The following is a 23,118-nucleotide window of genomic DNA, read 5'->3' as shown; positions in this document are numbered from 1 at the left end:
TGCCGGGTCCACCGCCCCCGGCACCGGCCTCCACGGACGCTCAGCTCCGGCGCAGGTCCCAGCGCGGCCCCTGCGGGGTGTCCTCCACCACGACTCCCGCCTTGGCCAGCTGGTCGCGGATGGCGTCGGCGGCCGCGTAGTCCTTGCGCCCCCGCGCGGCCTGGCGCTGTTCGAGGGCGACCGCCACCAGGGCGTCGACGACCTCGGTCAACCCGTGGTCGGAGCCGCCGGACCACTGCTCGCTCAGCGGGTCGAGCCCGAGCACCGCCAGCATGGTGCGCAGTTCGGCCGCGAGGTCGCGGACCCGCTCCTTGTCCCCGGAGGCCAGCGCCGTGTTGCCCTCGCGCACGTGGCCGTGCACGATCGCCAGCCCCTGGGAGACCCCCAGGTCGTCGTTGAGCGCCTCGGCGAACCCGGACGGCACGTCCGCGGCCGGCTCCACCGTGCCCGTCACCTCCACGGCGCGGGTGAGGAAACCCTCGATGCGCTGGTAGGCGGCGGCGGCCTCCTGGAGCGCGGCGTCGGAGTACTCGATAGTGGAGCGGTAGTGGGCCTGGCCGAGGTAGTAGCGCAGCTCGACCGGGCGCACCTTGCGCACGACCTGCGGGATGAGCAGTGAGTTCCCGATGGACTTGCTCATCTTCTCGCCGCCGATGGCCAGCATGCCGTTGTGCAGCCAGTACTGCGCGAACCCGTCACCGGCGGCGCGCGACTGCGCCTGCTCGTTCTCGTGGTGCGGGAAGATCAGGTCGATCCCGCCGCCGTGGATGTCGAAGCTGGGGCCCATGTACTTGGTGGCCATCGCGGAGCACTCCAGGTGCCACCCGGGGCGGCCGCGCCCCCAGGGGGTGTCCCAGCTGGGCTCGCCCGGCTTGGCGCCCTTCCACAGGGCGAAGTCGCGGGGGTCGCGCTTGTCCCGGTCCGGGTCGGAGTCGGCGGACTCCACGACCTGGTCGAGGCGCTGGTTGGAGAGCTCCCCGTAGGCGGGGTGCGAACGCACGTCGAAGTAGACGTCGCCCGAACCGTCGTCGGCGGCGTAGGCGTGCCCGGCGTCGATCAGGCGGCGCATGAGCTCGATCATCTCCGGCACGTGACCGGTGGCGCGCGGCTCGACGGTGGGCGGCAGGCAGCCGAGGGTGTCGTAGGCCCAGGTGAAGGCGCGCTGGTTGCGCTCGCTCACCTGCCACCACGGGACGCCCTCCTCGGCCGCGACCCGGATGATCTTGTCGTCGATGTCCGTGACGTTGCGGCAGAAGGTCACCTCGTAGCCGAGGTGGGTCAGCCAACGGCGCAGGATGTCGAAGTTGACTCCGGACCGGATGTGGCCGATGTGCGGGGGTGCCTGCACGGTGGCACCACACAGGTACAGCGAGGCACACCCCTCACGGATCGGGGTGAAGTCTCGGACCTGTCGGGCACTGGTGTCATAGAAGCGCAGACTCACGTTGTCAAGACTATCCGTTCTCCCTTCGCCGGAGCATCACAAACCCGTAAGCACCACCGGGTTCGGTACGGGGTCCGTCGCGGGACGCGGTCTGCTCGGCTCCGGACAGCCCGGAGGACTCATATGGGGCGAGCCGTATCGGGCCCGCCCAGGTGTGAGATCCGGCGGCCCCGTGACCCCGCCCCCGCAGGGGATCGCCCGGCACACTCCGCCCACCACGGCCGACCCCCGCGCCGCCCGCGGTGACCAGGCGCCGGGAAGCAGCCGGAATCGGCCGGAATCTCGTGTTAGCGGCACCTCCTCGACTACGCTTCGGTGACGATGGCCCCTTTCAACAACGCCCCCGAGACAGGGACACGGAGCGGTCGGACCGCGGGTCGCGGCGCGGGAGCCGGCGCTCTCGTCGGCGGCGCCGCGTTCGTCAGTGTCATCGCCCTGTGCGCCCTCGTCATCGCCTACAACGGCATCTACCAGTTCGCCCGGATCGTGCACGACGAGGGCGGATACCTCGCACACGTCTTCCCGGTGACGTTCACCCTGCTGGTCCTCATGGCCTTCTGGGTGAGCTACGTGCTGCGCGCGGCACCGCCGGGTGAGCGCCTGTGGGTGGACGTCGTCCTCATCCCTCTGCTCATCCTCGCCGCCGCCGTGCCGATGGTGCTGCACAGCAGCGACATGGTGGACCGGATCGCCGACAGACACGAGGGGATCGTCCAGGTGGTGGTGGCGGTCGCGCCGCTGGCCGCCCTCCTGGTCGCCTTCCTGCTGTGGATGACGGTGCGCGCGCACGTACGCAGACGCAACAGCGGCGGTCGCCCCCGGGCCAACCCCTCCGACGACCGCGCCACCGTGCTGCGCGGTCGGCCTCGGCAGCGGACCGCGCCCGCCGAGGAGGAGGAGACGGAGGCGCTCAAGAACCGGCTGCTGCGGCTGGGCGCCGACGAACCCGACGAGGCGGAGGGTTCCGCCGGTTCCGCGACCCGGGCCGCGCCGCTGCCCTCCCGAACCTCCACCCTGCGCCGTGACGGCGGTCAGGACCGGGAGCGCGCCGAACGCGAGGACGCCGAACGAGCCGAGCGTGAGGACGCCGAGCGCGCCGAGCGTGAGGAGACCGAACGAGCCGAACGCGAGCGGGCGGAACGGGAGAGGGCCGACGCGGCCGTCTCCGAGAGCGGCACCGCGCGCGGGGCATCCGACGTCGCGGACCGCGCGGACGCACCGACCGTGCCGATCCCCCTGGAGGAGTCAGGCTCCGCACACGCCACGGGTACCTCGGACGACGGGGAGGACACGACCGACCCCTCCGTGCCGCCGCTGCCCCTGCCGCGACGGGCCCGCGACAGCGACAACCCGATCAAGCGGGCTGCCGAGGAGCCGCCCGTGGTGCCGGTCCAGCCCGCGCCGTCGGAGCTCGCGGACGCCGACGAGGACACGGACGCGATCGGCGCGACCCCGGTGCCCGGGGAGGCCCGGGCTGCGGAGGCCACCGACATCGAGGGCGACGGCGTCCCCGACCACCTGGCGGACGAGGGTTTCGAGCACGACCCCCCGGTGGCCGATCCCAGCAGCGACGAGGCGGAGGCGCCCGTCCCCGCCCCGGTCGACCGGGAGCCGCACCCGGTCTCGGCGGTGGGGACCACCGCCGAGAGCTCCGAGGGCGGTGCCTCCCCCACCTCCCTCGGCGGAGACACCCTGGAGCTGTGGCCGGAGGGGAACGCGTCCGGTGCCCTCACCGAAGCCGAGGAGCCGCCGGGCGAGGACGCCCGGACCGGGGTCGAGCCCGGGGAGCCGTCGCTGTGGGAGCCGCCGGGCGAGGACGCGGTGCCCTCCCGCGTGGCCGAGTACGTGCCACCGGTGTGGACCCCGCCCGAGGACGACTCCACCGTGGAGCCCGACGCCGCCCCCCTCGTCGGACGATCGACCACCGCCGACGACCGGACCCCGGTACTGGACCACGACACCGGCCCCTCCGTCCGGGCCGCGTTCCGGATGGGTTCGGTGCCGCCCGGCGCCGCCCGCCCCGAGCCCGAGCCCCTTCCCGAACCGGTGCCGCTGCCCGAACCGGAGCCGTTGCCCGACGACGAACCGGAGCCCGAGCCGCAGCCCGAGGGGGTTCCCGGCCCCGAGGTCGGGGCGGAGCCCGAGCCCGAGCGGGCGACGGTGCGGACGTCCCGCCCCGTGCCGTGGTCACGCGGACCCGTGGAGAAGCGTCCGATGGTGCTGAAGCCGAAGCGCCCGCCCATGCCGGACTTCGCCTCTGGCCCGCCGTCCCGCCGGGTGCGCAGCGAACCGCTTCCCCCGGAGGAGCCCTCGATCTGAGGCCACCGGTCGGTCCACCACGGCCCAGACGTGCCCCAGAGGGGTCGTCGGCCCCGAAGCCCCAGGGTTCCGGGGCCGACGCGTGTCCCGGTCCGCCCGTGTGAGGGAGTGGCCCGGCACCGACGCCACGCCGGTGGGCGCGGGTCCGCCAGGGCGGACCTCCGCGACCGTGGACACCCCGCCGCCGCGCGGGCGCGCGTGAGAGTCGATGGCGTTCTTGGTAACCCCTGCGGGCCCAACCCGCCCGCGCGGGTGAGGGTGAGTACGCCGCCCTGGACACGCACCACCCCGCCGCGCGGGTGCGGGCGCGGGTGAGGCGACCACCGGTTTCGGCCACCGGACCACGCGCAAGGCCTCGGTCCGGATAGCGGCACGTCGCGCGGCCTGTCGCACACGTCCACGTGACGAGGGCCGGACCATGCCCCCGTGTCCTCCCCGCTCTGCTCCCTGCCCCTGCTCAGCGAGCACCAGGGCACCGGGCGCGTGCGCGGCGCCCGTGAGGGAGCGAGACCGCGCGGCCGTGGTGCGCCGACTCCGCCGCGCGGGCCGTGTCCCCGGACATCGGCTCGGTCCCGGAGCGGGCGGACACGACGAGGGCGGCCCCGGAGTCGTCCGGAGCCGCCCTCGTGCGTGTGTCAGTCCCTGGCCGCGCAGACGGCCGTGGCGACGGCGGCGATGCCCTCGCCCCGGCCGGTGAGGCCCAGGCCGTCGGTGGTGGTGGCCGACAGGCTCACCGGCGCTCCCACGACCTCGGAGAGGGTCTTCTCCGCCTCGTCGCGCCGGGGAGAGAACTTGGGTCGGTTGCTGATGATCTGGACGGCCACGTTCCCGATCTCGAAACCGGCCGCGTGCACGCGTGCGACGGTCTCGGCGAGCAGGGCCGCGCCGGAGGCGCCCTTCCACCGGGGGTCGGAGGTGCCGAAGTTCGATCCGAGGTCGCCGAGCCCGCACGCGGACAGCAGCGCGTCGCACGCCGCGTGGGCGGCGACATCACCGTCGGAATGGCCGCTGACACCGTCTTCGCCCGGCCATTCCAAGCCTGCGAGGAAAAGTGTTCGTCCAGGAGAAAACGGGTGGACGTCGGTCCCGACGCCCACCCGAGGCATTTTCGTCATGAATTACGTGATTCCGCGACTATCAGTTCGTCAGAACCTCGTCGAGGAGGGCTTCGGCCTTGTCCTCGTTGGTCTTTTCCGCGAGTGCGAGTTCGCTCACGAGAATCTGCCGGGCCTTGGCCAGCATCCTCTTCTCGCCCGCGGACAGCCCGCGCTCCTTGTCCCGGCGCCACAGGTCCCGAACCACCTCGGCGACCTTGTTGACGTCGCCGGACGCCAACTTCTCCAGGTTCGCCTTGTAGCGCCTGGACCAGTTGGTGGGCTCTTCGGTGTGAGGTGCGCGCAGCACCTCGAAGACCTTGTCCAGGCCCTCCTGCCCCACCACGTCACGAACGCCGACATCCTCGGCGTTCGCGGCCGGCACACGCACCGTCAGATCGCCTTTGTCAACCCTCAGGACGAGGTAGGATCTCTCCTCGCCCTTAATGGTGCGAGTCTCGATCGCTTCAATACGAGCAGCCCCATGATGGGGGTAGACAACAGTGTCGCCGACCTTGAAAGCCATGTGACAGGTACCCCTTCCGCTACCACAAGGATACCACGAATCTGTGACTTAACGTACCTATTAGGTTTGCGAACACGCAGGTCAGGCCACACATTTTAGGTCTTGACAAAGTGTACCCGAGGAGTCTCGGGCGGCCCCTCGGAGCGCTCCCAGAGGCCTTCCACCCCCACTGGCCAGCCGAAGCGCGACTTGACGACCGCGCCGATCGGGGTAGGGTTCGCCCCCGCTCGACCACCCTCCGCGAGCGCTCGAAGCGATACACGTCACGATTTCGGCTCGGGTCGGCCGGTCCGATCCCCGTCCGGATCTCCCGTCCCGGCCAACCCGATCCCAACGGCGCGTCACACGCCGGTCATCAGCCCTCGGGCTCGTAGTCCTCACGCTTCTCGCCCGTCACCATGTAGACCAGGTTGTCCGCCACGTGCACCGCGTGGTCACCGAAGCGTTCGTAGAACCGGCCGACCAGGGTGACGTCCATGGTGGCCTCCACCCCGTACTCCCAGCCCGGGGCGAGGATGCGCTGCAACAGCTTGCGCCGCAGCCGGTCCATCTTGTCGTCGTCCTTGTCCAGCTCCAGGGCGGTGTCGGGGTCCCGCTCCAGGATCACCTCTCCGGCCTTCGTGACCAAAAGCTCGGCCTGGTGACCCATCTCCAGGACGATGGAGCGGACCGGCTTGGGGATGGCCGAGTCCGGGTGGCGGCGCCGGGCGATCTTGGCCAGGTGAACGGCGTGGTCACCCATCCGTTCGAGGTCTCCGCGCATCGCCAGGGCCGTGATGATCGTCCGCAGGTCGGAGGCGACCGGCTGCTGCCGTGCCATCAGGCTGAAGGCGGTGTCCTCGATCTCCTGGTCGAGGCGATTGAGTGCCTCGTCACCGGAGATCACCTCCTGGGCCGCGTTCAGGTCACTGTCCAGCAGGGCGGTGGTGGCCCGCGCGACCGCGTGCCTGGCGAGCCTCGTCATCTCGACAAGGCGTTCGCTCAGGCTGTCTAGGTCCTCATGGTAGGTATCGCGCATGGCGTCAATGTTCCCAGTCCGTGTTTGAAGAATCGGTCAAGGGTTGGTGAACGATGGAAGAACCTCGGTTGTGTCACATGGCCTGACCGGGTAAAGCCCCAGTCCGCACGTTTACGATCGAATCGTGCAAGGGGAACTTCTCGCCGCGGTCGTCGGCATCATCGGGCTCGTCGTGGGCGTCGCCATCGGCGTCGTCGCCGCGAGCCCTCTCTTCCGTACCCGCGTCGCGGACACGCCGCCGTCCGCGCACCACGACGGCAGCACCCTCCCGCAGGGGGTTGCCGAGGTGCTGTCCGCGCTCCCCTCCTCGGCGGTGGTCCTCGACTCCGGGGACCGCGTACTGCGCGCCTCCTCCGCCGCCCGCGCCTTCGGCATCGTGCGCGGGGAGGAGCTGGTCATCGCCGAACTCCTCACGCTGGCCCGCAAGGTCCGGCGCGACGGGGTGATCCGGGAGACCGACATCGAGGTGGCCGTCCGCAAGTTCGGCCCGGACGCGACCTCCTTCGCGGTGCGGGTCGCCCCGCTGGGCGGCACCGGCCTGGTGCTGGTCCTGGCGGAGGACCAGACCGAGCACCGCAGGGTGGAGGCGGTCCGGCGCGACTTCGTGGCCAACATCTCGCACGAGTTGAAGACCCCCGTTGGCGCGCTGTCCCTCCTGGCGGAGACCGTACAGGACGCCAGTGACGACCCGGAGGCGGTGCGCCGCTTCACCGGGCGCATGCAGACCGAGGCGTCCCGGCTCACGGCCGTCATCCAGGACCTCATCACCCTGTCCCGTATCCAGGGCGCGGAGCCCATCGCCGAACCCGCGCCGGTGGATCTCGGCTCGGTCGTGGAGGAGGCGATCGACACGGTGCGCATGCCCGCGGACGCCAAGGGGATCGAGCTGGTCGGCAGCGGCGCCGAGGGGCTGACCGTCCTGGGCGACGAGGCGATGCTGGGGACCGCCCTGCGCAACCTCATCGCCAACGCCGTGGCCTACAGTCCCAAGGACACGCGGGTCGCGGTGTCCGTCGGGACCTCGCGGAGCAGCGTGGACATCAGCGTCGCCGACCAGGGGATCGGTATCCCCCAGCAGGACCTGGAGCGCATCTTCGAGCGGTTCTACCGTGTGGACGCCGCTCGGAGCCGGGCCACCGGTGGTACCGGTCTCGGCCTGGCCATCGTCAAGCACATCATGACCCACCACCGTGGAGAAGTGACCGTGTGGAGCAAGGAGGGGTCGGGGTCGACGTTCACACTACGTCTGCCCAGGCCCGAGAGCCGGGAGCTCGACGCGACCCGGAACGACAACCACCAGGAGACGGCACAGTGACGCGCGTACTCGTAGTAGAGGACGAGGAGTCCTACAGCGACGCCCTGTCGTACATGCTGCGCAAGGAGGGCTTCGAGGTCGCGGTGGCGCCCACCGGGACCGTCGCTCTGGAGACCTTCGACCGGACCGGCGCCGACCTGGTGCTGCTGGACCTCATGCTGCCGGGTCTGTCGGGCACCGAGGTGTGCCGGACCCTGCGCCAGAAGTCCAACGTCCCCGTGATCATGCTCACGGCCAAGGACTCCGAGATCGACAAGGTCGTCGGTCTGGAGCTGGGTGCCGACGACTACGTGACCAAGCCGTTCTCCTCGCGGGAACTGGTGGCGCGCATCCGCGCGGTGCTGCGCCGCCGGGGTGAGGACGAGATCGTGCTGCCCGCCGCGCTGGAGGCCGGTCCCGTCCGGATGGACGTGGAGCGGCACGTGGTGACGGTGCGCGGCGACCACGTGCAGCTCCCGCTGAAGGAGTTCGAGCTGCTGGAGGTACTGCTGCGCAACGCCGGGCGGGTGCTCACCCGGATGCAGCTCATCGACCGCGTGTGGGGCGCCGACTACGTCGGTGACACCAAGACCCTCGACGTGCACGTCAAGCGTCTGCGCGCGAAGATCGAGGAGGACCCGAGCAGCCCCCGGTACATCGTGACCGTGCGCGGCCTGGGGTACAAGTTCGAGCCCGTGACCGTCGAGACCGAGTAGGGCGGCGCCGGGCACGGACCCCTCCCCGGGTTCCCCTCCCTTCGTCCCCTCCTCTCGCCCGTCCCGGGTCGCGGTGTGCCGCGACCCGGGACTTTCCGTGTGTCCGGGTCCGTCAGCTCCGGGTGTGGCGCGCGACGGCGCGGGCCAGTACCTCGCAGGCGCGCCGGAGCTCGGCGCGGCTCACCGATCCGTAGCCGATGACCAGGCCGTGCACCCTGGGCGCGCCGTGGCTGGTGCGGCTGGTGTCCTCGACCAGGACCCCCTCCTCGGCGGCGTCCGCGATCACCGGGGCGACCGCGTCCTCCGGGAGGGGGAGCAGGACGTGCAGCCCCGCGGTGTCTCCGCCGATCCTGGGTCCGAGGTGTTCCACGACCATGGCACGGCGGCGGGCGTACTCCAGGCGCATGCGCCGCAGGTGGCGGTCGAGGTCCCCGCGTTCGAGCAGCAGGGCCGTGGCGGCCTGGACGGGGCCGCTGGTGCGGTCGGACAGGTCGGCCCGGACCCGGGCGAGCCGGGAGAGCAGGTCGGGTTCGGCGACGATCCAGCCGATGCCGAGGTCGGGGTCGAGGGTCTTGGAGAGCGTGCCGAGCAGGACGACCCGTTCGGGGTCGAGTCCGTGGAGGGCGGGCAGGGGCGCCACGTCGTAGCGGAACTCGGCGTCGTAGTCGTCCTCGACCACGACGGCGCCGGTCCTGCGGGCCCAGGCGATCAGGCGTTCCCGGCGCGGCAGCGGCAGTCGGCCGCCCAGCGGGTACTGGTGGGCGGGGGTCGTGTAGACGAGGGCGAGGTCGTCGGGCAGGTCGGCGGGGCGGATGCCGTCGTCGTCGACCGGGCAGGGCACGATCTCGGCGCCGCGTGCGGCCAGGATGGTGCGGGCCTTGCCGTAGCCGGGTTCCTCCACCCCGGCGCGGAAGCGGGCGGCGGACCGTTCGGACGCCGTCCCCTGGAACGGTCCCTGACCGGTGGCGAACATCGCGCCGACGAGGTCGAGTCCGTTGCCGGTTCCCCGGGTGACCAGGACGTTCTCGGGCCCCACCCGCACGCCGCGCGTGCGGCGCAGGTGCTCGGCGAGCAGGGCGCGCAGCCGGGGCTCGCCCCGGGGGTCGGGGTCGTCGGAGGGCAGGAGTTCGGCGGCGTGCCGCCAGGCCCGGCGCAGGGCGGCGCGGTCGTGGTCGCGGACCCAGGGGGCGCCCGCCCGCAGGTCGGCTACGCCTGCCCCGCGTACCTCCTGCCGTGAGGGGCGGCCCAGCACCGGGTCGGCGGCGCGCGGGGGTTCCGGCTCGGGTGGTTCGGGGGGCCGGGGCAGGGGTTCGTGTTCGGCGACGTAGGTGCCCGAACCGTGGCGGCCGTCGAGCCATCCCTCGGCGTAGAGCTGTTGGAAGGCGTCGGTCACCACCGTGCGGCTCACCCCGAGCTGGACGGCCAGGGTGCGGCTGGAGGGCAGGCGTTCACCCGCCCGGAGCGCGCCCGAGGCCATGGCCGCGCGCAGCGCCTCGACGAGCTGGGCGGTCAGCGGTACCGGGGCGGACCGGTCGATGCGGACCGGTGGTTCGGTGAGGCGTCTCGACAAAAAAGTGGTCCTCTGGTTTCTGCCATAAGTGGACATGGTTCAGGTATCCACTTCTTCCTACGGTGGACCCATGCTCTCCACCACCGAACGTACGCGGCTCAACCGCGCCAAGCACAAGACCCGGACCGACCGGGCCGAACTGTACTCCCTCCTCGACGAAGGGCTGGTCTGCCACATGGGCCTGGTCGTGGACGGCTCTCCCCGGGTCATCCCGACCGGGTACGGGCGGATCGACGACACCCTGTACCTGCACGGCTCGACCGGCGCCCGCTCGCTGCGGACGGAGGGAGAGGTGTGCGTGACCGTCACGCTGCTGGACGGGATCGTGCTGGCCCGTTCGAGCTTCCACCATTCCATGAACCACCGCTCGGCGATGATCTTCGGTACGCCGCGCGTGGTCACCGACGAGCGGGAGCGCTGGGACGCGCTGCGCGCGATCACCGAACACCTCGCTCCGGGACGGTGGGACGCCGCCCGCCGACCCGACGCCAAGGAGATGGCGGCCACACGCGTGCTGGCCCTGCCGTTGGCGGAGGCGTCGGTGAAGGTGCGCACGGGCCCGCCCGGTGACGACGAGGAGGACTACGCCCTCCCGATCTGGGCGGGCGTGCAGCCGGTGCGCACGGTGTTCGACCCTCCGGTCGAGGACCCCGCGCTCAGGCACGACCTTCCCGTACCGGAGCACGTCCTGGCCCGCGTGACCCGCTGACACAGCGGAGGCGCCGCCGACCGGCGGGCCCGCTCCCGGACCGCGCCCGCGTCGCCTGGCCTCGGGCCGACGCCGGACGGCCGCCGAGGCGGCCCCCTCAGACCTCCAGCAGGACGGTGAAGGGTCCCTCGTTGGTCAGGGCCACGGACATCGTCGCCCCGAACACCCCGGTGGCCACCTCCGCTCCCTGCTCGCGCAGTTCCTTGACGACCGCGTCCACCAGCGGTTCGGCGACCGCCCCGGGCGCGGCCGCCTGCCAGGTGGGGCGGCGGCCCTTGCGGGCGTCGCCGTAGAGGGTGAACTGGCTGACCACCAGGATCGGGGCACCCATGTCCGAGCAGGACTTCTCGTCCGGCAGGACCCGCAGCGTCCACAGCTTGCGCGCGACCTTGCGGGCCTCCTCCTCGGTGTCGGTGTGCGTGGCCCCCACCAGGGCCATCAGACCCGGTCGGGTGATCTCGCCGACCACCTCTCCGTCGACCGTCACCGACGCGTGCGACACCCGCTGTACGACAGCGCGCATGGTCCCCCCGTTCTCGTCCGTGCGCTCCCCGCTCCCCGGCGGGGCCGCTACCTCGATCGTTGCAGCTGGTTGAGCAGGCGTACGCGCCGGGTGTTGGTGATCAGGCCGGTGAGGGTGACGACGAAGGTGCTGATCGAGTCCGAGAAGTCCTCGATCCGCCACTCGCGGGGGCCCGTGTACCAGTGCAGTCCGTCGCCGTCGAGCTCCGCAGGGCTGAGGTCGGCGATCGCGGCGGCGGCGAGGATGTTGGCCCAGCGGTCCACGTCGTCGAAGATGACCGCGTACGGGAGGTAGCGCGAGTACAGCTCCACCCGCTCTCCGGGCGGCGCGCTCTGGGCCCGCTGGCTGAGGAGGTAGTCGCGAAAGCCCATGGTGTGGGCGTACACGGAGCTACCGAGCCGGGTCTTGGCGGGCATGTACTGCGCTCCCGCGGTGACGGCCGCACCGGCGATGATCACGGCCAGGCCGGTGAAGGCCGCGCTGGTGAACACCGCGAGCAGGCCGGTCAGCACCACCCCGGCGGCGGTCAGCGCCATGCCCGCCGTCGTCCAGGTGCCGCGGACCCGGCTGGGCGACCGGGAGAACCACTTGAGCCGCACCATGTCGCGGTACAGCTCCTCGCGGACCCGGTCCACGCGCTCCGGGAAGTCGTCGGAGTGGCGTGCGGAACCCAGCTCGGACAGGCGCACGGACCGGCGTTCGCCGAACAGGGCGTCCAGCAGGAGCCACTCGGAGGACAGCAGGGTCTCGTCAGCGGGGCCGTCCAGGCGGACCAGCCGCCAGTCGACCGAGGTGAAGTGTTCGTGCGGCAGCTCCTCGACCCGGATGTGGCCGCGTACGGCCAGGTCGAGGACGGTACCGGTGAGGTCGGCGATGTCCACGCGCTCGTCCACCAGCGTGCCGATCTGGCCGGGGTGGACGTCGTCCGGCGGGGCGAAGCGCATCCGGCCGTGCTCGCCGCGGGCCACGGGTGCGTGGTCGCCCTCGGCGGCCTCGCTGCGCAGGGCCCGTTCGTCGCGGCCCCTCAGGCGGATCAGGCCGACCAGCCCGCCGACCAGGACCAGCAGGAGGAGCCCGAACACGCTGGCGGTCCCCGGGGTGACCTGGAACGCCGACGCCAACGACCACCGGCGGCTCAGGAGGGGTTCGCCCTCGGCGGTACCGGGCGGGTAGTTCACGACGATGTCCAGCCGGTCGCTGGGGGTCATGTCGGCTTGGAGGAAGTGCGCGACGACGGCGTCTCCGCCCATGTCCGAGGCGGTGCAGTACATGGCGCTGCGGGGCTCCCCGGCCAGGCACGACAGCGCCTCGGGGGGCTCGGGGGCGACGACCGTGACGTCGGTGGAGCGGACGGGGTGGCTGTAGGCGCCCACGGCCCGCCACTCCAGCTGCACCCCCTGGGCGACCTCGCCGACAGTGCCGCTCACGCGGTAGCTGAGCTCGACCCCGCGCGTGCCCTCGGTGGGGATGCGCACGAGCAGGGCGCCGTCGGTCTCCTCGGTCTCCACCTGGAGGCTGGCGCCGCCGGAGTCGACCGCCGTGACCCCGTTGATCTCGAACCGGCGGTCGTGGTCGGTGTCATAGAGCATCGTGGCGGTGAGGGCGCGGGTGAAGGTCTCCGGTGCGGGTCCCTCGAATCGCAGGGACTCCTCGCCGTGGAGGATGCCCCGTTGATCCAGTTCCAGGCGGATGTCGTTGGTGATGACCGTGTCCGTGGCGGAACGTCGGGCGATGACCGCCGGTCCCTGCCCCGGTACTGTGGTTGCCGGTGCGGTCGCCGTCACCGCGTGCGCCGTTCCTCCCGGCCAGCCCACGGCGACCACCACGACCAGCGAGGAGTACACGAGCAGGGCCGTCGCCACCGCGACGGCCGGGCGCCAGGAGCCGACCCACCACATGACGCGAGAGCCTATCCGGTCCGTGAGCGGACCGTGCCCACGGGGCGCCCGGCGCGGTGCCCCGTACCGGTCCCCCGCCGGCAGCTCCGCCGACCGCCTCTCCGGCGCGCTCGGACCGGTCGCCCCGGGCGGAGGCGCGGTGCCGTGCTGACCCGCCGACGGAACCGACCCGAGTCCGACCCGTGGGCGGAACGCCCCGGGTTCCTCCAGCGCATGGGGCTGGGTGTCTCCCTGTCCCTGGGGACGGGGCTGGCCGCCGTGGGGTTCACGGGGTTCCTGGCGTTCTCCGCACTGCTGCCCACCGCGCAACCGGCCTGGGGGGAGCCGATCGGACCGGACGCCACCCAGGTGCTCGCCGCCGAGGCGGAGGAGACCGCCGAGGCCGCCCCGGCCGCGGTCGAGGACCCGCTGGGACAGAACCCGCTGTACGCCAGGGGCGAGCTGGGTGAGGTCACGTGTCGGCCGCCGAAGATGGACTCCGACGACCCCAAGTCGGTGGAGGCCTTCGTGCACTCGATCGCGGACTGTCTGGACGCGGCCTGGGGCGCGTACTTCAGCGACGCGGGGCTCCCCTTCTCCTCCCCGAACCGGGTGTACTGGTACGCGGCGGGCAACAGCCCGTGCGGGCCCTTCCCCAAGGAGGGGACGGCGGCCTTCTACTGCCAGGCCAACCAGGGCCTCTACCTGGGGGTGGAGGACATCGTGGCGGCGTCGGCCGGCAGCGAGGAGGCCGAGGCGTACACGTTCCTGCTCAGCCACGAGTACGGCCACCACGTCCAGGGCCAGTCGATGATCCTGGCCGAGTTCCGCTCGCTGCGCGCCAACGCCGACGAGGAGACCGCCGACGAACTCACCCGGCGCAACGAGCTCCAGGCCAACTGCCTGGGCGGGGTGTTCGTCGGCTCCGCCGGGGAGTCCCTCGGTTACGGACGCTCCGAGCGAGCCAATATCCTCGACTCCGTTGGGCTGCGCTCCGACCACGCGGGCACGAGCACGCACGGTTCGGTGGAGAACGGTCGTCTGTGGACCGCGCACGGTCTGGACCGCCGTGACCCGGCGGCCTGCAACACCTGGGAAGCCCGCGAGGAGCTGGTGCGGTGAGCGGTGACCACGAATCGGGGGATTCCTCCGATCCCTCCGGCGGCGGCCCCGGACCCGGCCCCGGGCGTGGGCGTTCCCCTGTTCCCAGGGGGCCGTACTCGGACCCGAACTCCGAAGGCGCGTACTCCGCGGGTGCCCTCACCCCCGTCCGCGCCCCGTCGGCGACACCGACCCGGCTGGAGCACTCCCGCAGGGCCCACCGGACCAACCGCAGGGTCTTCAGCGCGGTGTGCGGGCTCGTGGTGGCCCTGTTGGCGCTGTCGCTCCTCTCCTGGACCACCGTCGACGGGGACGGCGCCGCCACGGACACCGTCTCCGAGAGGGCGGAGCCGGTCGGCGGCGACGACAAGCCCGGCCAGCCTCCCGGCCCGACGGCCCAGGCCCCCACCGGCCAGCTGGCCCTGCCCGGGCGTGAGGTGCCCGACCGGCCCACCGGGCGCCTGGCCCTGGTCGACAACCCGGTCTACGACACCGGACGGCTGAGCCCGCTGCCGTGCCCCGTTCCCGAGCTGGACGTCGACGACCCCGGCTCCATGGCCGACTTCCTGCACCTGGTCGCCGACTGCCTGGACGACGTGTGGAAGACCCAGTTCGACCGCGCGGGCCTGCCGTTCTCCCCGCCGGACCGGGTGTTCTGGGAGGAGCCCGGGGTGAGCCCCTGCCGCGCCTACCCGTCCCCGGCCGGGGCGTTCTACTGCCGGGCCAGCGGGGCGATCTACATCGGTACGACCGACGTGGTGGAGAAGTGGAACGGCTCGGAGGACAGCGTCGTGTACGCCTCACTGCTGGCCCACGAGTACGCGCACCACGTGCAGGGCGAGTCGGGCCTGCTGGAGTACTACCACCAGCAGCGGCAGCTGGAGGACGACGACGAGGGCCGCAACTCCTGGACGCGGCGGGGCGAACTCCAGGCCAACTGCCTGTCGGCGGCCTTCCTCGGGTCGGTCCGGGTGAGCTATCCGCTGTCGGACTCCGACCTGTCCACGCTCCTGGACGACGCCTCGGCCACCGCCGACCGTCCGGACGGGCCGGAGGAGGACCGCACGCACGGGTCCGCGGACAACAGCGTTCGGTGGACCAGGACGGGCTGGGACGAGCAGTCGGCGGGTGCCTGCAACACGTGGGCCGTGGAGGACGAGGCACTGGTGGAGTAGGACCGGGGCCCGGCGTTGTCCACAGGTTCCGGTTCCGCGTGTTTCATCGCCACCCTGCGTGGCAGGATGCTGACATGCCGGACACCCCCGCTCCTTCCGGCTCGTACGAGCCGGAGCACCCGTCCCCAGCCTCCCGAACCCCCTCCGCCACGAGGGCCCCGAGCGCCCGACTCCCGGTGGACACCACGGTGACCGCCGTCGTCCCCCCGGTGTCCCCGACCGAGGAACCCCCGACCGCCCCCACCCGTAACTGCGTGGAACTGCGCGTGCACGGGGTGAGCGGGGGCCAGGCCGAGGAACTCCTGGACGTGGAGCCCGCCATGCGGGTGGGCGGCGACCGCCTCGCCGGGTTCTTCCGCTGGCGGCGCGAGCCGGACACCCAGAGCGTTCCGGGGGTACGGCGCGAGATCTTCGCCTGGGGCAACCTCACCTCGGGCAGCGCCTCGCGGGCGTTCTGGCTCCTGCTCCTCCCGTTCATGATGCTCAACGTGGCGTACTGGATGCGGCCGGGGCACATGGTCCGGGGCCGTACCGGGGTCCGCAGGGCGGCCAGCACCGCCTACGGCGCGGGGGTGCGCCTGCTGGCGCTGTCGTTGACGGTGCTCATCACCCTGGCCGCGGCCGGGGTGGGCATGGACCTGGTGGGGTGGCAGTGCGCCGGGCTGGGCGAGGCCTGTGTCCAGGCGCGCCCGTGGCTGGGGTTCCTGGCGTCGCCGTCCTCACCGCTGTCGACGCCGGGGTGGGGGCTGCTGGTGGGCGCGGTGCTGCCCGCGGCGGTGGTCCTGGTGCTGTGGCGGCTCTCCCGCAGGACGGCGGCCGACTACGAGGTCGTGACCGGTCCGGTGCCACCGGACCACTCCGAGGACGCCCCGCTGAGCCACCCGGACTTTTGGCGCAACAGCGAGATCATGGCCCGTTTGAGGTCGGCGCACATCGCCGTGGCGGTGGCCACGGTAGCGGCCCTGCTGTTGGTGCCCGCTCTGGCGTTCGACCTGGCGGAGCGCGGCACGGGGGCGCCGACCGATCCGGCGCCATGGTGGATCGGGGCCGTGCTGGCGGTGCTGTTGGGGTCCGTGGCGGCGGCGAGTTCCGCGAGCGTGCTGGTCCCCGGGATGGACCCCCGGTGGAACGCGCGCGCCGACCGGTTCTGCCGGGTGCTGCGCGACACCACCCTGCTCCTCGTGGCGGCCGTGGCGGTGTACACGGTGTGGCCGCGCCCGGGTTGGGCCGCGCAGGGGCGCCTGCCCGGGAGCGGCACCATGCTCAACACCCTCTTCGCCGTCCAGGGCGTGCTGGTGGCGCTGCTCCTGGTGGCGGCCCTGGTGCTGTTCGCGGTGGACCGACCGCACGAGCGGACCGCCATGCGCGGGCTCGCGGGACCGTCGACGGCCGCGCTCGGCACCCTGCTGGGCGGGGGGTTCTCGGCGGCCGTGGTGTACCAGGGGTCGCGCTGGCTGAGCGGTTGCGGCTCCGTGAACGCCCCGGAGGCCGACTGCCTGCCGTTGTCGCCGCCGACCGCCTACTCGTGGTTGCAGTTGGCGTTCGCGTTCGAAGCGGTGATCGTGCTCGCCCTGGTGGCGGTGCTCGCGCTGCGTCTGCGCGGCGCGGTGCGGGCCGAGCTGCCCGAGGTCACCTCGCTGTACTCGCGGAGTGTGCGGGACCGCCGCACCTGGGACATCGCCCGCGCACGGGCCTCGGGTCGGATGACCGAGGTACTGCCCACCGTGCTGGCCGCGCTGCTGCTGCCAGCGGTTCCCCTGGTGGGGTTGGCTCTGTACTCGATCATCACCGGCAACCTGGTGGCCGGGCCCGTGGACGCCCCCATGGCGGTGGCCGGGGAGCTCCAGGGCGTGGCCCAGGGGGCACTGGACGCTCTGGTGGGTGTGGGTTCGATCATCGGTGCGGCGAGCCTGGTGGCCCTGGTGTGGATCGGTCGGAGCGCCTACCGGGACCGCCCGACCCGGCAGGCGGTGGGCGCGGTCTGGGACGTGGGCACCTTCTGGCCCCGGGTGGCGCACCCGCTGGCCCCGCCGTCCTACGCGGAACGCGCGGTGCCGCAGCTGACGGCACGCGTGGCGAGGATGGCCGACGAGGGCACCGAGGTGGTGCTCTCCGGCCACTCGCAGGGGTCCGTGCTGGCGGCCGCCACCGTGTGGCAGCTGCCCCGGAGCTGCCGGGGGCGGGTCTCGCTGCTCACCCACGGATCACCGCTGGACCGGCTGTACGCGCGGTACTTCCCCGCCTACTTCGGCCCGGCGTCCTTCGCGGATCTGACCGGCCGGGTGTCGGCCTGGCGCAACCTGTGGCGGGTGACCGACCCGATCGGCGGACCGGTCAGATGCCGGGGTGCCGAAGGTGGCGGGGAGGTCCCGGACGTGGTCGCCCACGCGGAGCCGCTACCCGACCCGCGCTCCTACGACGCCCCGCCCGGCGAGGCCAGACGCCCGGAGATCCTGGGGCACTCCCACTACACGAGCGACCCGGCCTACGCCGGGGCCCTGTCCGAGATGCTGCCGAGGGAGCCCGTGGCACCGAGGCGGGAGCCGCCGGGCGGACAGCGACGGGGCGGGTGAGGCCCCGGCACGGCGAGCCCCCGCACCGTGAGCGGGGGCCGTGAGCCAGGGCCGTGAGCCAGGGGCCGAGCGAAGCGCGGACCGCCACCGGCTGCCACGGGAGTGGACCCGGTGGGGGCTCGGCACCGGTCGGCGGAGCCCGCCGGGTCGTGGGCCGGGGTGACCGGGGTTACCAGGGGCCGTAGGGGCCGTTGTTCTGGTTGCCACCCACGCCCTTCACGGCGGGGCGGACGTCCAGCAGGAAGATGAGGGTGGCGACCAGGCCCAGGATGACGAACATGCCGGTCCCGGTGAGGACCGCGAGCAGGGAGACACCGGAAGCCACGCCGGTGAGGATCACCCACAGCTTCTTGGTCTGCTTGTCCATCACCACGAAGGCCTGCTCGGGTGTGCGCAGGGCCTCGATGAACGCGTAGAGGCTGGCCACGAAGGTCACGAGGTAGATCAGCTGCAAGATCCAGAAGAACAAGACTCACTCCAGTCGCCACACGCGTCCGAACGGGGTTCCGCCCGCTCTCCACGTTAAACGGACCGGGTGCGGGGATCGTGCCCGAGCGAGGGGAGGATCACGAACGGGCCGATCTCACGGGGAGTCGGCTCCGGGCGGGCGCGTCGTGGCCGCCGGTCAGATCGGGATGTGCCAGAGACAGGTCACGGTGGCCAGCAGGAAGGCCGAGGCGCCCATGATCACCGCGCCCGCGTGGTAGGGAAGCTCGGTGTCGGGGCGCAGGAGCCGGTTGACCCTGCGCATCACGCCCGGTTCCGCGGCGTGCACGGCGGCCATGGCTCCGGCGGGAACCGGGGCGGGGCCGGCGGCACCGAACCGGAGCAGCGCCATGGCGAGTTCGCGGGAGGAGCTCCTGCGGCGGGCCTGGTCGTCGGCGCACATCTCGATGAGCAGCGCGACGCTCTCGTAGTAGGTGCGCACCAGGTGCACGCGCGGGAAGGCCCGCTTGAGGGAGGAGAACGGGAGCAGCACCAGGTCGTGGCGCTCGCGCAGGTGGGCGTGCTCGTGGGCGAGCACGGCGGCGAGTTCGCGGGTGTCGAGCACCTCCAGCGCTCCGGCGCTGATCACCACCTGGGAGCGCAGCACGCCGGGCAGGCAGTACGCGGCGGCCGCGGGGTGGTCGACCACGCGCGCGCCGGGAACGTCGGGGTGCTCGCTGGCCACCAGTTCGAGGAGGTCGTGGTGGCGTCTTCGCACCCGCACCACCTGGACGAACGAGGCGACCAGACCGGAGAAGAGCACGAGGGTCAGGACCACCGCCAGGGCGACGGCCACGAGGTGGCTCACGCCCTCCACTCCCTGCGAGAACTCGGAGATGATGAACTCGCCGGTGTAGAGGTCGGTGGCGGCGGCCAGCAGGCCGCCCGCGGCGCCGAGCTCGTAGGAGGACAGGCCGTAGGCCAGCAGGGCGCCGATGGTGGACACGCCCCAGGCCAGGCCGAGCGCCTGCCAGGCGATGACCGCCGTGTAGGGACCGCGGGAGGGCCACTTCGCCCGGTGGAGAGCCTCCATGGCGACGAGGCAGCTGACCGCGACAAGGGTGAGGAGGGCGGCACTGACCATACGGACTAGTTCCTTGGCTGCTCGATTTCCGCGAGTGCGCGACGGAGCGCTTCAGCCTCCTGGCCGTCCATGGACTGGACGAAGGCGGCCAGGGCCGCGTCGCGGTCGACCGTCTGACCGAGCGCGTCGAACATCAGCTCCGACACGTAGTTCTCGCGGCTGGCTGCCGGACGGTAACGCCACGCACGTCCCTCACGTGCCCGGTCGACGACCTTCTTCTTGGCCAGTCGGTCGAGCACCGTCATGACGGTCGTGTGGGCCAGGTCCCGCTCGGCGAGAGCCTTGCCGACCTCGCGAACCGTCATTGGTTCGTTGCGTGCCCACAGTACATCCATCACCGCGCGTTCAAGTTCGCCAAGCCGATTCATGTTCACAAGTCTACGACTGTTAGTACTACTTGCCGTAGCACCCCCACGTTAGATCGGAATGCCTGTGGGGGAAGGGGTGCGGGACCCCGGCGTCGGGCGGGGCGCCCGGCCGTTCGGGGGGCCGGGTCCAGCACCCGTCTACCGTGCCGCCTCCGTCCGACGTACGCTCCGTTCCATGGGACACCGGCATCCGAGCAAGCTCAAGAACCCCGAAGTGAGTCACGCGCGGGCCCGATGGCTGCTGCGGGCGGAACTCGCCGGGTGTGGCGCGTGCCGGGCCGAGGGCGACGAGGACGCCCTGTCCGATCTCGTGTCGGGCGGCGTCTTCGACTCCCTGATCACGGGGTTCGTCCTGTCCCGCGTCCAACAGTGGCACTCGCCGAGCCGCCCCGCGCGGTATCCCGCCACGGTGTACCGCATCGCCCCCATCGACGAACGCGACTTCTGGCGGCCCCCGACCCAGCACTGCATGCGCGTGTGCACGGTGACGGGCCCCGACGGGGACCGTGTGGACACCCTCCCCGCTCTCCGGGAACTGCGCCTGATGTCGGCCTCGGACCGCTCGCTGGTCCTGGACGACGTCGTCGACGGGCTGGCCGAAACGGAAGGTTGACCTTGAACCCCCTGCTCCGGCTCCCCCTCGTGCCCCTCCCCGGACCCCGGATGTCCCCCAAGCACGACAAGCCGATCGTCGGCCTGTGCGAGAGGTGCGGGGAGTACCTCAACGCCGGGGTGCGCACCTGCCCCAACTGCGGTCACTACAACGGGTGAGCCGCCCGGCGGGTCCGTGTTCGCGCCCGCTCGCTACCTGCCGGGGTCGGCGATCGGGGACGGATACCCCTCGACCCCGTCCCCGTCCGCCTCCAGCCAGGGGGTGTGCGCCCGGGCCCCGGGCAGGTCCGCCAGTTCGGGCACGTACCGCCGCACGTAGACGCCCTCGGGGTCGAAGCGGCGCGCCTGCCGCGACGGGTTGAAGGCGCGGTTGGGCCGGGTGTCGTTGCCGGTGCCCGCCGTCCACTGCCAGTTGCCGTACTCGTTGGCCACGTCGCCGTCGGTCAGGTGCGCGTCGAAGTGCGCGGCGCCCTCCCGCCAGTGCACCCGCAGCGTCCTGGTGAGGAAGGCGGCGGTGATCATGCGGGTGCGGTTGTGCATGAACCCCTCCCGGAGGAGTTGCCGCATACCGGCGTCCACGATCGGCACCCCCGTCCGTCCCTCGCGCCACGCCGCGAGCGCGTCGGGGTCGCGGCGCCACGCGCTGTCGCGCGGCCGGTAGTCGTCGGTGGTGATCCTCGGGAACGCCGCCGTGACCTGGTGGTGGAAGTCGCGCCAGGCGAGTTGGCGCACGAACTCGGAACCGCCGGGGCGGTCCCGGGCGGCGACGGCGACCTCCAACGGGGAGAGGCAGCCGAACCGGAGGTCGGCGGACAGGCCCGAGGTGGCCGCGCCGGGGAGGTCGTCGTGGCGGTCGCCGTAGTCGGCCAGCCCGTCGTCGAGCCACGCGCGCAGGCGGTCGCGGGCGCGGGTCCATCCCCCGGCGGCGCGGTCCGGGGCCAGGTTCCCCGTTCCCTCACCGTCGTGTGCCAGGTCGGGGAGCGCGCCCGGTTCGAGCCCCGGGGGCAGGTCGAGGGAGTCGGGCGCGGGCAGGGGCTCCCGCCACCGCGTACCCTCCCACGCGCGCCAGTAGGGGGTGAACACCTTGTAGTGGTCGCCGCCTGCCGGGGCGACCCCGCCGGGCGGGACCACGGTGAGACCCGGGTGGGTGCTCACCTCCAGCCCGGTGGCGCGCAGGGCCTCCAGTCGGCGGGCCGCGAACCCGGTCACCCCCGCGCTCAGGTGCACGGCTCCGGCCCCGGTCTCCTCCGCGAGCCGTCGCACCTCGGTGGCGGTGTCGCCCCTGCGCAGCAGGAGGTCGCCGCCGCGCTCGCGCAGGCCCGAGCGCAGGTCCGCGAGCGCCTCGCCCAGGTGGGCGCGGCGGTTGCGTGCGGCCCTCCCGAGGATCGCCGGGTCGAGGACGAAGACCGGCACGACGGGCCCGGTGGCACGGACGGCGGCCGTCAGGGCGGGGTGGTCGTGCGGGCGCAGGTCCTGGGTGAACAGGACGAGTACGGGGGTGCCCAACGGGACTCCTTCACTTTTCGAGATCATCACACTACTGGGCGTGTTCACTGGTGGTTACCTGACGCCCCAGGGGGTAGAGCCCCTCACATGAACCCGCCCAACCGTCCGGTCGTCGGTGTCTCCAGCTGCCTCATCGGGGCGCCCGTGCGCTACAACGGCGGACACTCGCGCTTCAGGTTCCTCACCGACGAACTGGACCGGCACGTCTCGTGGCTTCCGATCTGCCCGGAGGCGGAGATCGGGCTCGGGATACCCCGCCCCACGCTGCGCCTCCAGGAGGGGCCGGACGCCGCCCCCGGCGGGGAACGGGTGATCTCCAGCAAGGACGGCGCAGACCACACGGACGACCTCGCCCGGGTCGCGGACCGGCACCTGCGCGAGCTGCGCCGCCTGGACGGCTACGTCCTCAAGAACAAGTCGCCGAGCTGCGGCCTGTACGCGATGCCGGTCTTCGACGGGAACGGCGACCGCCAGCGCGGCACGGGCCGGGGCGCCTTCGCCGCGCGTCTGACCGAGCTGCTCCCCCACCTGCCGGTCGAGGAGCAGGGCCGCCTGTCCGACCCCGTCCTGCGGGAGCACTTCGTGGAGCGGGTGTTCGCGCACGCCCGGTTGCGCGCCCTGCTGGAGGAGGGATGGCGCCCGCGCGACCTGGTGGCCTTCCACACCCGGCACAAGCTCCAGCTGATGGCGCACTCCCCGGACGGCTACCGGGAGACCGGCCGGATCGTGGCGCGCGCGGGCGACGGCGACCCCGAGGAGGTCGCGGCCTCCTACACCGACGCCTTCCACCGCGCGCTGGCCGTCAAGGGCAGTCGCGGCAGGCACGCCAACGTGCTCCAGCACGTCTTCGGGATGATCAGCCCCCTGCTGGACGACGCCCGCAGGCACGACCTGCTGGCCGCGATCGAGGACTACCGGGAGACGCAGGCCCCGCTCAGCCTGCCGGTGGCGCTGTTGCGGCACCACTGCTCGGCCGAGGGCGTGACCTGGGCGACCGAGCAGACCTACCTGCGCCCCTACCCCGAGGCACTGCGGCTCCGGCACCCCGTCGCGGTCTGATCCGGGGCGGCCCGGCGGCGTCCCGACGTGGGGCCCGACTCGGGGCCCGCCGACCCGGCACGTT

21 protein-coding genes are annotated in these 23,118 nt (G+C 72.5%); 10 read left to right on the top strand and 11 right to left on the bottom strand.

The features are described 5' to 3' along the window. Positions 1-40: 40 nt before the first annotated feature. Positions 41-1,444 (bottom strand): cysteine--tRNA ligase, encoded by a 1,404-nt coding sequence (cysS, locus tag ACFYL4_RS06655; protein WP_387516973.1) that lies wholly within the window; start codon positions 1,442-1,444, stop codon positions 41-43. A gap of 321 nt (positions 1,445-1,765) precedes the next feature. Between cysS and ACFYL4_RS06650 the strand changes: the two genes are divergently transcribed. Next, positions 1,766-3,763, top strand: a complete 1,998-nt coding sequence (locus tag ACFYL4_RS06650; RefSeq protein ID WP_387516971.1) for a DUF2637 domain-containing protein — start codon at positions 1,766-1,768, stop codon at positions 3,761-3,763. A 635-nt stretch (positions 3,764-4,398) separates the two neighbouring features. Here ACFYL4_RS06650 and ispF read toward each other — a convergent pair. From ispF to phoU, 3 genes are all read right to left on the bottom strand, one after another. Next, a complete protein-coding gene (gene ispF, locus ACFYL4_RS06645) occupies positions 4,399-4,869 on the bottom strand; it encodes a 2-C-methyl-D-erythritol 2,4-cyclodiphosphate synthase (RefSeq protein ID WP_387517182.1) in 471 nt (156 codons plus the stop codon). Between the two features lie 31 nt (positions 4,870-4,900). Further along, positions 4,901-5,383: a CarD family transcriptional regulator gene (locus tag ACFYL4_RS06640; protein WP_357756751.1), complete on the bottom strand. Its 483-nt coding sequence runs from the start codon at positions 5,381-5,383 to the stop codon at positions 4,901-4,903. A gap of 355 nt (positions 5,384-5,738) precedes the next feature. Then, positions 5,739-6,401 carry a phosphate signaling complex protein PhoU gene (gene phoU / locus ACFYL4_RS06635; protein ID WP_357756748.1) on the bottom strand — a complete coding sequence of 221 codons (663 nt, stop codon included), beginning with the start codon at positions 6,399-6,401 and terminating at the stop codon, positions 5,739-5,741. Positions 6,402-6,525: 124 nt separating this feature from the next. Here phoU and ACFYL4_RS06630 point away from each other — a divergent pair, with 124 nt between their 5' ends. Both ACFYL4_RS06630 and ACFYL4_RS06625 read left to right on the top strand, forming a co-directional pair. Beyond that, complete coding sequence (locus ACFYL4_RS06630; RefSeq protein WP_357756745.1) at positions 6,526-7,716, top strand: ATP-binding protein; 1,191 nt, start codon at positions 6,526-6,528, stop codon at positions 7,714-7,716. Next, the gene (locus tag ACFYL4_RS06625) at positions 7,713-8,411 is read left to right on the top strand and encodes a response regulator transcription factor (RefSeq protein WP_357756742.1); all 699 of its coding nucleotides are present in this window, start codon (positions 7,713-7,715) and stop codon (positions 8,409-8,411) included. The genes ACFYL4_RS06630 and ACFYL4_RS06625 overlap by 4 nt, the downstream gene beginning before the upstream one ends. A 112-nt stretch (positions 8,412-8,523) precedes the next feature. Here the strand turns inward: ACFYL4_RS06625 and ACFYL4_RS06620 are convergent, their stop codons facing one another. After that, entirely contained in the window at positions 8,524-9,981 is a 1,458-nt protein-coding gene (locus tag ACFYL4_RS06620; protein ID WP_387516968.1) for a PLP-dependent aminotransferase family protein, read from the bottom strand. Between the two features lie 70 nt (positions 9,982-10,051). On the opposite strand from ACFYL4_RS06620, the gene ACFYL4_RS06615 reads away from it, so the two are divergent. Then, on the top strand, positions 10,052-10,690 hold the full coding sequence (locus ACFYL4_RS06615; protein ID WP_387516966.1) for a pyridoxamine 5'-phosphate oxidase family protein: 639 nt from the start codon (positions 10,052-10,054) through the stop codon (positions 10,688-10,690). Positions 10,691-10,787: 97 nt separating this feature from the next. Here ACFYL4_RS06615 and dtd read toward each other — a convergent pair whose 3' ends face one another. Both dtd and ACFYL4_RS06605 read right to left on the bottom strand, forming a co-directional pair. After that, complete coding sequence (dtd, locus tag ACFYL4_RS06610; RefSeq protein ID WP_387516963.1) at positions 10,788-11,213, bottom strand: D-aminoacyl-tRNA deacylase; 426 nt, start codon at positions 11,211-11,213, stop codon at positions 10,788-10,790. 47 nt (positions 11,214-11,260) lie between these two features. Further along, a complete protein-coding gene (locus ACFYL4_RS06605; protein ID WP_387516961.1) occupies positions 11,261-13,111 on the bottom strand; it encodes a DUF2207 domain-containing protein in 1,851 nt (616 codons plus the stop codon). A 213-nt stretch (positions 13,112-13,324) separates the two neighbouring features. On the opposite strand from ACFYL4_RS06605, the gene ACFYL4_RS06600 reads away from it, so the two are divergent. The 3 genes from ACFYL4_RS06600 to ACFYL4_RS06590 all read left to right on the top strand — a co-directional run bounded on the left by ACFYL4_RS06600 (position 13,325) and on the right by ACFYL4_RS06590 (position 17,939). After that, positions 13,325-14,212: a neutral zinc metallopeptidase gene (locus ACFYL4_RS06600; RefSeq protein WP_357756922.1), complete on the top strand. Its 888-nt coding sequence runs from the start codon at positions 13,325-13,327 to the stop codon at positions 14,210-14,212. Beyond that, positions 14,209-15,366: a neutral zinc metallopeptidase gene (locus ACFYL4_RS06595; protein ID WP_387516959.1), complete on the top strand. Its 1,158-nt coding sequence runs from the start codon at positions 14,209-14,211 to the stop codon at positions 15,364-15,366. The genes ACFYL4_RS06600 and ACFYL4_RS06595 overlap by 4 nt, the downstream gene beginning before the upstream one ends. Before the next feature lie 74 nt (positions 15,367-15,440). Beyond that, the gene (locus ACFYL4_RS06590) at positions 15,441-17,939 is read left to right on the top strand and encodes a hypothetical protein (protein WP_387516957.1); all 2,499 of its coding nucleotides are present in this window, start codon (positions 15,441-15,443) and stop codon (positions 17,937-17,939) included. 169 nt (positions 17,940-18,108) lie between these two features. Here the strand turns inward: ACFYL4_RS06590 and ACFYL4_RS06585 are convergent, their stop codons facing one another. The 3 genes from ACFYL4_RS06585 to ACFYL4_RS06575 form a co-directional block, all read right to left on the bottom strand. Continuing rightward, a complete protein-coding gene (locus ACFYL4_RS06585) occupies positions 18,109-18,408 on the bottom strand; it encodes a DUF2516 family protein (RefSeq protein WP_387516955.1) in 300 nt (99 codons plus the stop codon). 156 nt (positions 18,409-18,564) lie between these two features. After that, on the bottom strand, positions 18,565-19,509 hold the full coding sequence (locus ACFYL4_RS06580) for a M56 family metallopeptidase (RefSeq protein WP_387516953.1): 945 nt from the start codon (positions 19,507-19,509) through the stop codon (positions 18,565-18,567). A 5-nt stretch (positions 19,510-19,514) separates the two neighbouring features. Beyond that, positions 19,515-19,877: a BlaI/MecI/CopY family transcriptional regulator gene (locus tag ACFYL4_RS06575; protein ID WP_083926756.1), complete on the bottom strand. Its 363-nt coding sequence runs from the start codon at positions 19,875-19,877 to the stop codon at positions 19,515-19,517. A 175-nt stretch (positions 19,878-20,052) separates the two neighbouring features. On the opposite strand from ACFYL4_RS06575, the gene ACFYL4_RS06570 reads away from it, so the two are divergent. Continuing rightward, a complete protein-coding gene (locus ACFYL4_RS06570) occupies positions 20,053-20,490 on the top strand; it encodes a hypothetical protein (RefSeq protein ID WP_387516951.1) in 438 nt (145 codons plus the stop codon). 2 nt (positions 20,491-20,492) lie between these two features. Beyond that, complete coding sequence (locus ACFYL4_RS06565) at positions 20,493-20,648, top strand: hypothetical protein (RefSeq protein WP_387516949.1); 156 nt, start codon at positions 20,493-20,495, stop codon at positions 20,646-20,648. A gap of 33 nt (positions 20,649-20,681) precedes the next feature. Here ACFYL4_RS06565 and ACFYL4_RS06560 read toward each other — a convergent pair whose 3' ends face one another. Next, positions 20,682-21,995: a cryptochrome/photolyase family protein gene (locus ACFYL4_RS06560; RefSeq protein WP_387516947.1), complete on the bottom strand. Its 1,314-nt coding sequence runs from the start codon at positions 21,993-21,995 to the stop codon at positions 20,682-20,684. Positions 21,996-22,082: 87 nt separating this feature from the next. Between ACFYL4_RS06560 and ACFYL4_RS06555 the strand changes: the two genes are divergently transcribed. Continuing rightward, positions 22,083-23,054 (top strand): YbgA family protein, encoded by a 972-nt coding sequence (locus ACFYL4_RS06555; protein ID WP_387516945.1) that lies wholly within the window; start codon positions 22,083-22,085, stop codon positions 23,052-23,054. Positions 23,055-23,118: the final 64 nt, after the last annotated feature.

Source organism: Nocardiopsis sp. NPDC006938 (genome assembly GCF_042869555.1).
GTDB lineage: Bacteria > Actinomycetota > Actinomycetes > Streptosporangiales > Streptosporangiaceae > Nocardiopsis.
Note: the sequence above shows the minus strand (reverse complement) of the source record. Positions and strands in the feature narration are given on the sequence as shown.